This is a genomic window from Paenibacillus salivarius (genome assembly GCF_051307165.1).
Taxonomy (GTDB): Bacteria; Bacillota; Bacilli; order Paenibacillales; family Paenibacillaceae; genus Fontibacillus.
In genome coordinates, this window is record NZ_CP195592.1 from 4276989 (window position 1) to 4290282 (window position 13294).

The window sequence follows — 13294 nt, forward strand, 5'->3', positions numbered from 1 at the left end:
GGAAGGAAGCCACAAATTTCACCCCGTCAGCCCCACTACCCCCGCCGAAGGGCCAAACCACTGCCCGCCCCCGGATGCAGGCTCCCACCGCCGATTCCGGCGGCGAGACAGGCCGGAGCAACCGGACGGACGACCGGGAGCCGCGCTTCGACATCGCCGACCGATTCTTTGGCCCTGTCAGCCCCGCCGCGAGCCGGGCAGGCTACTTGCCCAGCCAGCGCCGGATGCACGAAGCCACGGGCGATTGTGGGGCCGTGAGGGGAGGGAGCTTCTCTGTAATTGGAAGGAGAAGCCGTCGCTTTGGCGATCTGCTTCGAGGAAGCGTCACTCAAACCCACCTCAAAAGTGGGTACAGTTCCAAGAGCGTTGGAATGCTCCTCGATAGCGATTTGCAAGTAGAACGTCGGCGCATCCGAAAGGATCGATACCGGAACAGACTCCGCCTTTTCCGGTTCGACTACCCCCTCCGCTTGAGCTGAGACTTCCGATTCAGACGATTCCGATACCGAAGACTCAGATGCTTCGAGAGCAGTCACCTCCTCTTGGATGGACGTACTCTCCGCTTGCGTTGCATCAGATGAAGCTTCCTCCGCTAATGCGGAGAACGGAGAAACCACCAACAGTACTGCCATAATGACCAGTAATGCCGGGGTTTTGATCCATCGCATAAATGGCATAGTTCTAACCTCCTTAAGAGATAACTCAAGTACTGCATGAGTTTACTTTTAAGTCCAACAAAGTTGACATAGATTGAGGAAGTAAGCGCGGTTTAGCGCGAGGGAGGTCGAAGAAAGAGAAAAGAGCGTCAAGTTACCTCCGACAAGGATGCGCGGGTAAAAAGAAGAAACCTCCGAGAGATACCGAGGATCTCGGAGGTTTCTTGATAGGGAAGGGGAGTCTAATGGGAAAAGAAAAGTCTCCGACAACCCCGTCGGAGACTTGGGATGGGGAATTACTTTGCGTCACGATAGCTATTCCAAGTAATCGAATCGGGGCGGGTGTACCAGCTAAGTTTATACTCTTTGAAGTAAGAAGGAAGATCGAGAATTTGATTCCCTCGCAACCAATGCCCGTCATACTTGACAATAACATAAGCATGAAAACCTTCACGAATAATCCCAGTCTCAAAACCAGCCAAGTCGTAGAAAAGGGCGTAGGTGTTGGCGAGAGAGTCGCAGTCGATTTGACCTTCGACGAGGGCGTCGTAAGCGCTAGAAATCCCCGGAGAAGTCTCTTCAACTTCCTTAGAAGTAGTATTGGTCACCTTCACAACAAGCTTACTAAGCTTGTAATCCTTAATGATCGACTCTGGGGAAATCCCTGCATCGAGCAGATGCTTAAAACTTTGCTCCGCCACTCTCAACTCTATTTCATACCCAGTCATTGCCCGCTTATTAGCAGGAGCAGTCTTACCATGATAAAGGTAGTCAATGTAGCCCTGCGGAACTGGGATGGAGTCGAGGTCGGCAAGGGCTTCCTTGGCGATCTTGAGTACGGCGTCGTACTCCTTTTGGTTCTCGGTTCCATACAGGCGACCCTTGGTCTCGGTGGCGTCGATGCCGTTATACCTATATTCCTCTTTCTCGTACCATTGTGCTGGAGCTTGTTGGTTCTGCGCCGGGTTGGTTTGGTTCGGGGCAGGGTTGGTTACCCCCGAACCGGGCTTGATCTCGCTACCTTGGGAGATGATCGCGGTCTTAGTCGCGCCGTCCCATTCGACCTTCGCGCCGAGGGCTTCTGCGACGAAGCGGAGCGGAACCATTGTCGAGCCATTGACGATAATGGCTTCGGCGGTGAGGGCGACCTTCTGACCGTTGACGTAAGCGTAGTTGTTGCCAATGGTCAGCTTGATCGTGGTGTCACCTTTGGTCGCGGTAACCGTCTGCGTCGCCCCGTCCCACTTGACCTCCGCCTTGAGCGCCTCAAATACCCCGCGCATGGGAACCATCGTGCTTCCCTTGTAGAGGATCGCGGATTGAGGGAACTTTTGCAGTATCCCGTCAATCGTGACATTGACTTCTTCGAATTGGGCTTGTTGGACGGATGCTGCCGAAGCATTTTCCGCTGCGAGAGCGGGTACTCCTGAACATATGCTTCCCGCGATCACTGCGCTGAGAACTGCTCTGCCTAACCTCTTTCGAACTACCATGAACGTACCTCCATTACCTAATCGCTCTTATTATAAAGGAAAATGACAATGGGAGAAAAGACCAATTTTTAAGCCTAAACTACTCTACTGGCAACAGAATACCATTAACTATTATATGTATCAAGTATGTTGAAATGACTTTTATTACAGCATATTCGCTACACCATTTTCACTCTACACTCAAGAGTGAGGTGTAGGCGATGGCTGATATTCTGGTACAAGTCGGTAAGCGTGTCCGTGAACTTCGCAAGGCTCGGGGCTTGTCGCAACACGCATTGGCCGAGAAATGCGGATTTACGTTCTCCTATATTGGCGGCGTCGAACGGGCCGAGAAGAACATTTCCTTGATCAATTTGAGCAAGATCGCGGACGCGCTAGAGGTCGGTGTCCACCAGTTCTTCATCTATTCCCACCGTTATGAGAACCTTCCCGCAAACGAACAGCACATCCAAGAGATTGTCGCTGCGTTGGCCAAGCATGATGAAAAGACCGTGGAAATGGCGAAGAACATTCTTATGGAAGTGTTGAAATACGTAAAACAATGATAGCCATGCCGCAGGATCGGGCATGGCTGATATTTTAGGGCAACTTCGTGAATTGGTCGTATTCCTGCTGGATTCTGATCCCCACTTTTATCCCCAGTTCATACATGCGCTCCACTTCCAGCGCATGCCACCGGTTCTTGATGTCTTCCCAATCGAGCACGAGCTGGTAATGCTCCGCTGTCAGGCTATTTTTCAACTGTTCTTCGATATTGGCCTGAAGTTGAGACAAGGCGCTGGCTTCGGGATGTTGCTTTATGGCAGGGACGGCATATTGGACGTAGAAACGCTCCCATACCACCTGAAGCCAGTCATCGACGGAGGGGAGGATCGGTGAGGTTCCGCCGGAAAGCTGTTCATTCTTCACGATGTCACCCGCATTTCTGCCTCTTTACTCAGGCGGGCGATGATGGAGTCGCGTTCGGCTCGGATAGCTTCGATTTCTCGGCCGATCTCGGCGCGGCGCTTGGGCGAAGTCCGGCGGTGGCCGCTTTCGAGTACCAACTTGAGATGCCGCTGGGCGAGGGAAAGCAGGCGCCGCTCGGTAGCGGGGTCGATATCCAGAAGGTACAAATGGATGGGCTTGGACATGAAAAACGCCTCCTCGGAAGTTTGTTGTATGTTAGCTTCCGGGGAGAGTGTTTTCAAGGTTTTGGTTGAGAAAAAGAGCCGCCCGAATGGACGGCTCTTGAAGGGAGTTGGGGTTAATCCTCGATATTGTACTCCGCGATGATGCTGGCGGTGTAATCCTCCTGATACCAAATGACTTCTCCGCCGATGGATTCAGCTACGAAGCGGAGCGGAATGAAGGTCGTGCCGTTCTTGACGAACGGAGCGTTGGAAAGGGTCACCTTAGTCTCTTTTGCCCTCGGATTCGTAGGACTTTCAACCTGAATGACCCGCGCTTCCTTATTGTCGAGTTGCAAAATCACAATCTTGTCCTTATACCTGATCGAAACTTGACGATAGACGCTCTCCCAGCTAACCTCAGCGCCGAGAGCTTCGAATACCCCACGCAAGGGGATAAAGGTCTGACCGTTTACGATATGCGCCCGAGGGTTGGTGACAATTTCTTTGCCGTTGACCAGTACGTTGACGTAACCGGACTTGGAGTTGGTGTCGAAGAACTTAGTGCGTTTGCGAAGTTCCTCAAGGGATTTTTGCTCGGTTGGGCTGACCCAGATGTGACCCGCCTTTCTCTCTGGCTTCGGAGACCCTACTTTAGAATCCCCTTCCCCAGTCGTGAAAGACCACTTTTTCCCGTGTGCTTTGACGGTATAAGTCGTATTCCCCTTCAACTTAGAAGGAAGGATGTACCAATGATCCAATTCATCGCTAAGGCTGTACTTGCTCTCCGTCTTTTTAATCACAAAATCCACTTTTTCGCCTTTTTCAGACGTTATCGAAACACTAGAAGGATCGAATTTTTCCTTCGGGTCAACAAAGAAGGAAATGACAGTTCCGACTTCTTCATAAGATTTATACTTAGTGCCAGTCAACGGGCTAGGAATCTCGTCACTCAACATGCCCGGCGGCACATCTTTTTGCCCGTCGTAAGGGAAAGTGAAACCATTTTGATTTCCGTCCCACCACAAAGACTCTAACGGTGCAACCACAATAACAACAGCTCTATCACTTATCCCAACACCTACCGCTACGCTGGAATAATCTATAAGCGGTTCTCTATGAAAAGGTACCCAAATCAACGAATCAACCGCTTGCTCCAAAGGATGATAGGAAATAACCTCAGATACCGTCGCGTACCCTGTACGCAAAGAAAACTCATTTCCAGCCACAGTCAATATCCGATCTGGCGCATACTCTCCAGTATACCCCGGCTTTCCTTTAACCTCCTTGTGACCAGTGGTATCATTCTTCTCAAGGTAATCCGCATGGTTTTGAGCGGCTTGAGTGAGAAACGGATCTAATTTCACTTCCGGCAGACCCATGTCACGACGGTAGCGGTTGATCTCGTCGAGGATGTAAACTGCCTCGTTGGAGTAGCTGTAACCGTCGATGATTTGATGCGTTGAGTTGGAGGATTCGCCCGACGATTTGGTGTCGGCGGCGAAAGCCGAAACGGGGCTGATGACCAGCGTCAACAGAAGGATGGTGCAGAACAGACGTTTGACAACTTTACTCATGATGAATCGCTCCTTAGCTTATTGATTATATAGTAACCGTGAAAGAAGTCCTTTCTTAATTTTTGAGAACCTAATGCCATCGTCCTCCGCAACTTTTTCAACATTCGCCATAAAGCCGCAAATTCCTTCCGCAACTATGGATTCTTTTTCCATAGGGAATGCGAAAAAAATTTTCTTGCAAGATCGATCCGAATTTACTCGTTGCCTTCAACCCCCTCCCACAAGAAGTGTGTTTATGTTACCGTAGAAAGGAAGACTGTTCCAGTGAAACTTTGATAGGTTCGCGAAGGTAGAAAATCGTAAAATAGTCCCCACCTAGGAAACAGGCGGGGACTGAGGGATGTTATTTCACAAAATTGAAGATGCGAGATGTATTCTTAATAGCTCTTGCAGACAATGCACGGGGTAAATGCGGCTTAGAGAATTACTTACGGATGAGCGACACACAGCACTCAACATGTGTCGTATGCGGGAACATATCCACCGGCGTTACCTCCACGGTCCGGTAGCCGCCGTCCTCAAGGATGCGCAGGTCGCGAGCCAGAGTTGCGGGGTTGCACGATACGTAAACCACACGCTCGGGCTTCATTTTGATAATCGTGTCGAGCAGGTGCGGGTCGCAGCCTTTGCGGGGCGGGTCGACGACGATGACGTCGGCTTCGATCCCCTGCTCTTTCCAGGCTGGGATGACGTCTTCGGAGGCACCGACCTCAAAAGTGACATGGTTCATTCCGTTCAGCTTGGCGTTGACGCGAGCGTCTTCGATCGCCTCTTTGACAATCTCCACGCCGTACACCCGCTTCGCGTGTTGCGCCAGGAACAACGAGATCGTGCCGATGCCGCAGTAGGCGTCAATGACCGTCTCTTGACCGGTCAGACCGGCGTATTCGACCGTTTTGCCATAGAGAACTTCCGTCTGGATTGGGTTTACTTGGTAAAAAGAACGCGCCGAGATCGCAAACTTCACGTCCCCGATATAGTCATAGATCACTTCGCGGCCCCACAGGACGCGAGTTACGTCGCCGAAGATGACGTTCGTCTGCCGTGTGTTGACGTTCTGGCAGATGCTTACCACAGCCGGAAGCTCTTCACGGATCGCCGCAATCCATTCGTCTTCACGGGGGATCCGATCGCCGTTTGTGACCAGCACCAGCATCATTTCGCCGGTGCGGAAGCCAACCTTTACGACGACGTGGCGAAGCAGGCCTTGGCCTGTCTCTTCGTCGTAGGCGGTGATGCCCAGGCGGCGGCCGATCGCTTTGACGCGGCTGATCACATCATCGTTGCTCTCGTGCTGGATGAGGCACGTCTCCATGTCGATGATGCGATGGCTGCCGCGGGCGTAGAAGCCGCCGACCAGTGCGCCGTCGATGACGCCGACGGGCACCTGCGCCTTGTTGCGGTAGCGCCAAGGCGCAGCCATGCCGATCGTCGGTCGCACGACGACGGCATGGTCGCCGCCCGCCGCGCCCGCTCCCGGCGCGCCCCCTGCCACGCGCAGCTTGCCGATGCGCTCCAGCACGTCGACGACGTGCTGACGCTTCCACGCGAGCTGCGCGTCATAGCTCAAGTGCTGCAGCTGGCAGCCGCCGCACTTGTCGTAGATCGGACAGGGCGCAGCCACCCTGTCCGGACTCGCCTCAACCACGTCAAGCAGCTTGGCATAGCCATACTGCTTCTTCGTCTTGAGCACCTTGACCCGGGCTTTCTCGCCCGGCAAGGCGCCAGCTGCAAACAGCGTGTAGCCCTCCACCCGGCCCACGCCTTCCCCGTCGTGGTTCATCCCGATGATGTCGATCACGACCTCATCATTTTTCACGACGGGAAGACCCGCCAGCGCGGCTTCAGACGCGCTGCTTCCAGCACGCCCTGCAGGCTGCGCGCTGAAAGGCCGTTCCGCAGCCACAGCCGCACGCCCCCGCGATGGAAGAGTCGCTGAGGAAGCTTCTCCTCTCCCGCCGCGGTTGCTTTTCCCGCCGCCAGCTGCTTTGTGTCCTTGTCCCCGAGGGCTCCCTACCCGCCCCGACTCCGGACGACGATGGTTATTCCGTTGCATCTTCATCATGGACTCCTTCTATGTTCAACTGAACCGGTTACTCCAACTTGGCATCATCTCATCCAGTTCACGTGATCTACTGTAATTCAAAACTCTCGATATACTTTAATCCTGTACTCTAAATCCTCGCATAAGGTAAAACCATCCGTTCGACGTTAACACACCTGTTTCAGCCCACCCATCAAACAACTAACGGTAAATCCTCCATCTAATTTACCCCGTTTGGGCCATTTTCGCAAAAATAACGGGAAATCGTACCGCTAATTTGGCCCATTTCCCCTGTTTTCAGCAAAGCCTGCGGAATTAACGGTACTTTTTCCAGCTAATCCACGCCAAACCCACAGTTACTCCAAAAATAACGGTAGAATTTCCACTTATTTTGCATCGCCACCACTTCGAACGTTGACCGCTATACGCTATCCAAACTCCATTCGTACCATTGTGGCAGCTTAAACATGATGCGAGGCACGATAGGAAACCACGCAGCAGCGCGTCGAGACAAAACGAGAAATAAAGGTATGTACCAAGGCAAGGAGTCCCTTAAGCCACAGATAGTTGCAGCCCCTGGACGGAAGCAGCCTTAAGGTACTAACGACTCTCCCAACCAAACCAAATCCCCCGCCAGCCCGACGGGGGATCCTCATAACCTAAGCTTCCTGATGGTGTGCCTCAGGCAACCCTGTAACTCAGGCAACCCTGTAAATTACTCTCTAAGCCTATGAATCACGGACGGATATCGAGAAATCAAGCAAAAATCTGCAAATGCTGCGGCAAAACCTCGAATACGCCTGGCAATTCGCCGCCCAGCTCGCCGTCGAGATTGAGCAGCACGCGGCCGGGCGAAGTGACTTCCATGCGCCGCGTCTTGAAGTGGACGACGTGCGAGTCGCCTAAATGATCGCCGCGCAGCGCCATCGTGACCAGGCGGATAAATTCCGCCAGGTTGCACTTCTTGAGCGCGATCACATCGAGCAGCCCGTCGTCGATCCGTGCGTCCGGCGCCAGCTTCTCGAAGCCGTCAACCGAGTTGCTGTTGGCGATCAGGAATAGCATGAACTCGCCTTCCATGACCTCGTGCCCTTCCGCATCGATAATCAGCTTGGTGGGCGACAGACTGGCCATTTTCTCGATACCCTTCATGTAGTAGGCCAGCTGCCCGATCAGCGTCTTGAGCCGGCTTGGCACCTCATACGTCAGCTCGGTTAACTTGCCGCCGCCGGCGATATTGATGAAATGCCGGCCGTTCACCTTGCCGATATCGATGGGTCTTGTTTTATTCTCAATGACCAGGTCGCAATAATCCTCCCAACGCCGAGGGATTCCCATCGCACGGGCAAAATCGTTCGTCGTACCGAGCGGGAACACCCCCAGCGGGGGCAAATCACTCTTCCCGGCCATGCCGTTCACAACCTCATTCAGCGTCCCGTCGCCGCCGGCCGCAATAATGATGTCGTATCCGCGTTCGACCGCCAAAGCCGCCTCGCGCGTCGCATCGCCTTCCCCGGTCGTCGCATGACACGACGTCTCGATGCCGCCCTGGTCCAGACGCTCCAGCACGTCCGGCAGAAGGCGGCGCATCTCTTCTCTTCCCGAGGTTGGATTATAAATCAACCTAGCTCTTTTCATCTTCCTAACGCCACCTGAACTCATAATGTCAACCTATCACTGATCCCATTATATTCAATATTTGTTGCGACATCCAGCGAGCCATCAAAGGGTGGGGCAGCAACGCCTCTCCCGAATAGCGATGAGCCAGCCCATTCAACCGCTCAGGAATCGTGACTTTGGTAAAATATCCGGCGCTCAGGAAAAGAGGAGCCACAATGACGTCCATCCCCCGCTGCTCTGACCAATAACGTACTTTGGCAGATACGCTGTCCGGATTCAGGAGCGCGTAATCGGCCCCGCCCGCAAGTCCGGCAAGCTCCGCGCACTGCGCCGCCAGCGAGGCGATCCCGCGTTCCCACCGTTGCAAGAACCCGGGGTGGCTGCTGCCGTGCCCGACGAGAAGCAGCACCTCACGCTCCGGCCGCACCGACAGCCCCTTCACTTTGTCCCACACCATCTCGGCGACCAGCGGACCATCATCGATGGGATCGCCAAAAAACACCCGAGCGGAAACCCGAAAACGTTCCAGGTCAGTTTCCTTCTCCGGTGTATCTTTGACCCCAAGGGCATAGGCGATTTCGTCGATATGAGTACTTCCCGAGGACACGAACAAGGGAATGACGATGATGTCCGTCACTCCCTGGGCTTCCAGCTGATCGATGCCGTCCTGGATCAGGCGGCCTTCCACCGTTTCGAGGAAAGTACAGGCGAGCGGAAGCCCGGCGGGCAAATCGTCCGCCGCTTCCGCCACCGCCGCTTCCACGAGGGCTACCCAATGCTCATCTGGGGAGCCGTGGCTGATGACAAGCACACCCGGTTTCTTGGAGTCCCCCATTTGGAGCACCTCCCGGCCATCTTCCGGCAACCTCATCGACCTTGCCTTCATTTCGTCTGTCATACGCTTAGCGACCTAAACGGTCCAGCGCCATTTTGTAGCCGTCGTTACCGTAATTTAGGCAGCGCTTCACCCGGGATATTGTCGCCGTGCTGGCTCCGGTTTCTGCTTCAATCTGGTTGTATGTGTTGCCTTTGCCCAACATTCGGGCGACTTCCAGCCGTTGCGACAAAGACTGAATTTCGTTAACGGTGCACAGGTCATCAAAAAAGATGTAACATTCCTCGATGTTCTTTAACTCAACTTTCGCACCTTGAAAATTAGTGTTAAGCCTTGATATGACTAGGATTTCTTATTGAAAAATCTCGTTCTTGACAGAAAAACACCTTTCCGTTTGGTAAAATGGAAGTAGCTAAACAAACCATTCCAAACAGAAAGGTGCGTAACTCTATGGTACAACACAACTTCCTGTCTGAAAAGGGCCAAGAACGAATCTCGACTTTATTTTCCGCTTTGCAAATCGGACAACTGTTGCGCAAAGCCGGCATTTCCAAGTCGTTCGGATTGTCCAGTCTTGCCATCTTTCAGCTGATCTTTACGCTCGTGTTTGAAGGGCGCAATTGGTTTCGTCTTCTGCATAGCGACCGCCGCCAGTCGTTGCCTGGCAAAGATGTAGTCTATCGATTCTTAAACCATCCACGCTTTGCCTGGCGACGATTTTTGCATGCCTTGAGTCTGAAGGTCGTTCAGCATTTTGATTCCTTAACCTCTTCGTCCCGCGTTCGGACGTTCATCATTGATGATTCGGTTCTTCGCAGGGATCGCAGCAAGAAAGCCGAGTTGCTTGCCCGCATCTTCGATCATACGACGGGGAGATATGCTCGCGGCTACAACATGCTCACGCTCGGATGGTCGGATGGCTTCAGCTTTGCGCCCATCGATTTTGTCATGCTCAGCTCGGCCAAGCTGACGAATCGCTTTTGCGAGATGAAGGAACGTCTGTCCAAGCGTACCCAAGGCTACAAACGCCGCATCGAGGCGCTTTCACGCAAACCGGATGCCGTGGCGGCTCTGCTTGATCGAGCGATTCAGGCTGGATTTAGCGCTGACTTTGTCCTGATGGACAGTTGGTTTACCCAAGCGCCTCTGTTGCGTGAACTGATGGCGAAAGGTCTGCATGTCATTGGGATGGTCAAGGCGATGAAACAACGATACCGGTTCGACGGAAAAAGCCTGACGCTCCATGAACTGTATGCCCTGTTGCCAAAGCAGAAAAACAAAGAAATCCTTGGCTCGGTCATCGTTCAAACCGCCTGCGGTTTGCCGATCAAATTGGTCTTTGTGCAAAACCGCCATCGGCGGCGGGATTGGCTGGTTCTGCTCAGCACCGATTTGGCGTTGGAAGAGGCTGAAATCGTTCGCATCTACGGCATGCGTTGGAGCATTGAGACGTTCTTCAAATTTGCCAAATCGTACCTGAAGCTGGGAACGGAGTTTCAAGGTCGTTCGTTTGATATGCTCATCAGCCACACCACGATCGTGTTTACCCGTTATCTCGTAATGGAATGGGAACGCCGTCACAACAACGACGCGCGGTCGTTGGGCGGTCTGTTTTTCCTGTTTTCCGACGAAGTTCGAGACCTGGATCTCAAAACGGCTTTGCAGCATCTGATCGCATTTTTCATGGCGTTCACGGAAGCGAAATCCAAACGGGATCAGTCTGCCGTTGTATGTCAACTCCAGCAATGGATTGCGAGTTTGCCCAATTATATCAAGGCTTTGTTCGGAAAATTAAGCTGCGAAAGTTGAGTTAATAAGTTTATAATCGTTCCCAAAAGTAACTTCATATTGTCTTTGTTGCTGATTCCATTTGTAGTTTTTCAAGGAATAGTTATGCTCTTTCTTTCCATCTCCTTTTACACTTAATTTTCCAATTAGGAATTCACTGTTGCTCCAATCTCTCCTTTCACTTAAACAACCTCCAGCATGTAAAAGTGCCCCTCCTCCATGTTGATTGGATACCACTGAAGCACCCTGATAATGCTTATGACCATAAAAAATCAAGCTGCTTTTAGTATAAAGAACATTTTCCAACTCTTGCATTGTTGGATCAAGAAACCAATCAGTTGGATGATGCATTACGGTAAGAACGAAATCAGCCCCAGTAGGATTGTTTATGCTCTGAATAACATCCGGTGGAAGATAATGGAGCCCCTTATCTTCTTCCAAAGTAGAGAATATAGCACTGTTTAGCAAATTAACTTCTACAGTAAAGTTTGTATCTAGTTTATACAATTTCTGACAGTATAACTTGTTTTCTAAAAATAAATTATTGCGCTTTGCGAAATTGAAGAAATGAGTTTGACGCTGCAATTCAACATCAATCTGTTTAGTGTATCCACCACTCCTACTCAATTCAACAAGATCACTAGTACTAAGTGGAGAATCTGACATGTCAACATCATGATTTCCTGGAACCACCAAGATGTTTATCTTATGATGATAATCACATTCATCTTTTATAAGGCTTATCAGTCTTCCAACCATTTTGTAAGCAACATCGTATTCATTAGCTTTACCTGAATTAGCTACATCACCAGATAATATTAAAAATATTGACTCAAACGGTTTGTGGGATCTGACTGCATCGATAATCTTCTTCAAATGAAAATGATTTAAACTAAATTTACTTTCCAGATGAATGTCACTCAAATGTAAAAATAATATGTTCAAAGGAATTCTCTCCTTAACATTTTTTTTGCACTAATATTTTCAATCAATATTTGCTTGATATACAATAGCTATATCTCTTTAAGAAGAGTGCTAGGTACACTTTCACCAAAACATTATCATTCGCTTCTAAATCAGATTTACTGGAATGTTCTCCCCCCCGTTGCCCGTTGCAGAAAATTTTAGAAGTATTTAATAAATATAGTCATCATTACGATGAAAATGACTGCTGCTACAACAATTAATAGAATTATTTTACCTTTCCCGTTACTCTTTGATCCAATATAATGACTCATTGTCTCCTTGTCTGATATATATGGCATGCTTAGCTCTCGAACCATATATCTAGTGTCATTTCTATATTGGCCCAGTTTATCTACTAGAAACTGTGCTACCTTAGTCGGAGTTGTTTCACAGCGATCCGCTACCTGGTCAGCAAGTGTAAGATTGCTCCTATGTCCTAAGCCGGTAATTACTGGTATTAGGGAATTATAAATTTCCTGTAAGACCTCAATGCTATCAAACACAAGAAAGTCAGTATCCCTACCTCCGCCGCGAACGATCATTACCACATCACAACCAGATTCTGATGCTTCAAATATTCCTGCAGCAATACGCTTAGGATTGTTAAGTTTCACCTCATATAGGCTGTACACAACACCTTGCCGCCTTTTAAATACTTCCTCTACATCATGAGTTGCCTTTGATTGGGCTGAGGTAACCAGAGCCACATAGCATTCCGGCATTTCCTTAAAATCACTCATTTCAGTATCTACTCCGGTTCATGTATGCTTTCCAAGCAACCATATCCTACCAAAAAAAAATCTACATTATCTGACGCTCAGTATGTAATTTCGCCATAAGGAAGCATTTTCCTGCTGCTTTAATGAATCAAAATACCTATTTTCAGACCTCGGGACTATCTCAATGAGTACATAAAAGAAGGGTTTCATGTGAATATATGGAATTTAATAACAAGGAGGTGAGATAATGCTGACTTACATAGCAAAGGCAATAAAGGAGAACAAAGAAGTTATCCTTACACTCAAAGACAATTCCATAATTTCGGGACTACCGAGCTGGGGAGAGGATCACAGTAGGGTAAAAATAAAATCGCCTGATAAGGTTGTTTGGATACCATTGAACGAAATTGCACATGTAACAACAATCCTAGGCTTTAATAAGCATACATAACAGAAAAAGGCACTTATCAAATTCTAGAAATCATTT

At 50.3% G+C, this 13294-nt stretch carries 14 protein-coding genes; 3 read left to right on the top strand and 11 right to left on the bottom strand.

What is annotated here, in order from left to right:
* Positions 1–35 precede the first annotated feature (35 nt).
* Together ACSFXJ_RS19750 and ACSFXJ_RS19755 are read right to left on the bottom strand one after the other, a co-directional pair.
* A complete protein-coding gene (locus ACSFXJ_RS19750; protein WP_435922096.1) occupies positions 36–677 on the bottom strand; it encodes a hypothetical protein in 642 nt (213 codons plus the stop codon).
* A gap of 275 nt (positions 678–952) precedes the next feature.
* Complete coding sequence (locus ACSFXJ_RS19755; protein WP_435922097.1) at positions 953–2149, bottom strand: copper amine oxidase N-terminal domain-containing protein; 1197 nt, start codon at positions 2147–2149, stop codon at positions 953–955.
* Positions 2150–2349: 200 nt separating this feature from the next.
* On the opposite strand from ACSFXJ_RS19755, the gene ACSFXJ_RS19760 reads away from it, so the two are divergent.
* Positions 2350–2694, top strand: a complete 345-nt coding sequence (locus tag ACSFXJ_RS19760) for a helix-turn-helix domain-containing protein (protein WP_144940700.1) — start codon at positions 2350–2352, stop codon at positions 2692–2694.
* A 34-nt stretch (positions 2695–2728) separates the two neighbouring features.
* On the opposite strand, the gene ACSFXJ_RS19765 is transcribed toward ACSFXJ_RS19760, so the two are convergent.
* The 7 genes from ACSFXJ_RS19765 to ACSFXJ_RS19795 form a co-directional block, all read right to left on the bottom strand.
* On the bottom strand, positions 2729–3058 hold the full coding sequence (locus tag ACSFXJ_RS19765; RefSeq protein WP_435922098.1) for a hypothetical protein: 330 nt from the start codon (positions 3056–3058) through the stop codon (positions 2729–2731).
* Positions 3055–3282: a hypothetical protein gene (locus ACSFXJ_RS19770; protein WP_435922099.1), complete on the bottom strand. Its 228-nt coding sequence runs from the start codon at positions 3280–3282 to the stop codon at positions 3055–3057. Before ACSFXJ_RS19770 ends, ACSFXJ_RS19765 begins: the two co-directional genes overlap by 4 nt.
* 113 nt (positions 3283–3395) lie before the next feature.
* The gene (locus ACSFXJ_RS19775; protein ID WP_435922100.1) at positions 3396–4835 is read right to left on the bottom strand and encodes a stalk domain-containing protein; all 1440 of its coding nucleotides are present in this window, start codon (positions 4833–4835) and stop codon (positions 3396–3398) included.
* Between the two features lie 424 nt (positions 4836–5259).
* The gene (rlmD, locus tag ACSFXJ_RS19780; RefSeq protein WP_435922101.1) at positions 5260–6741 is read right to left on the bottom strand and encodes a 23S rRNA (uracil(1939)-C(5))-methyltransferase RlmD; all 1482 of its coding nucleotides are present in this window, start codon (positions 6739–6741) and stop codon (positions 5260–5262) included.
* 894 nt (positions 6742–7635) lie between these two features.
* Positions 7636–8517 (bottom strand): diacylglycerol kinase, encoded by an 882-nt coding sequence (locus tag ACSFXJ_RS19785; protein ID WP_435922102.1) that lies wholly within the window; start codon positions 8515–8517, stop codon positions 7636–7638.
* A gap of 28 nt (positions 8518–8545) precedes the next feature.
* The gene (locus ACSFXJ_RS19790; RefSeq protein ID WP_435922103.1) at positions 8546–9334 is read right to left on the bottom strand and encodes a sirohydrochlorin chelatase; all 789 of its coding nucleotides are present in this window, start codon (positions 9332–9334) and stop codon (positions 8546–8548) included.
* A gap of 67 nt (positions 9335–9401) precedes the next feature.
* On the bottom strand, positions 9402–9683 hold the full coding sequence (locus ACSFXJ_RS19795) for a YerC/YecD family TrpR-related protein (RefSeq protein ID WP_435925817.1): 282 nt from the start codon (positions 9681–9683) through the stop codon (positions 9402–9404).
* Positions 9684–9784: 101 nt separating this feature from the next.
* On the opposite strand from ACSFXJ_RS19795, the gene ACSFXJ_RS19800 reads away from it, so the two are divergent.
* Positions 9785–11143, top strand: coding sequence for an IS4 family transposase (locus tag ACSFXJ_RS19800; protein ID WP_435922015.1), 1359 nt, complete (start codon positions 9785–9787; stop codon positions 11141–11143).
* Here the strand turns inward: ACSFXJ_RS19800 and ACSFXJ_RS19805 are convergent.
* The gene (locus ACSFXJ_RS19805) at positions 11126–12067 is read right to left on the bottom strand and encodes a metallophosphoesterase family protein (RefSeq protein ID WP_435922104.1); all 942 of its coding nucleotides are present in this window, start codon (positions 12065–12067) and stop codon (positions 11126–11128) included. The genes ACSFXJ_RS19800 and ACSFXJ_RS19805 overlap by 18 nt on opposite strands.
* 179 nt (positions 12068–12246) lie before the next feature.
* On the bottom strand, positions 12247–12828 hold the full coding sequence (locus ACSFXJ_RS19810; protein ID WP_435922105.1) for an exodeoxyribonuclease VII large subunit: 582 nt from the start codon (positions 12826–12828) through the stop codon (positions 12247–12249).
* 226 nt (positions 12829–13054) lie between these two features.
* On the opposite strand from ACSFXJ_RS19810, the gene ACSFXJ_RS19815 reads away from it, so the two are divergent.
* Positions 13055–13258 carry a hypothetical protein gene (locus ACSFXJ_RS19815; protein WP_435922106.1) on the top strand — a complete coding sequence of 68 codons (204 nt, stop codon included), beginning with the start codon at positions 13055–13057 and terminating at the stop codon, positions 13256–13258.
* Positions 13259–13294 lie beyond the last annotated feature (36 nt).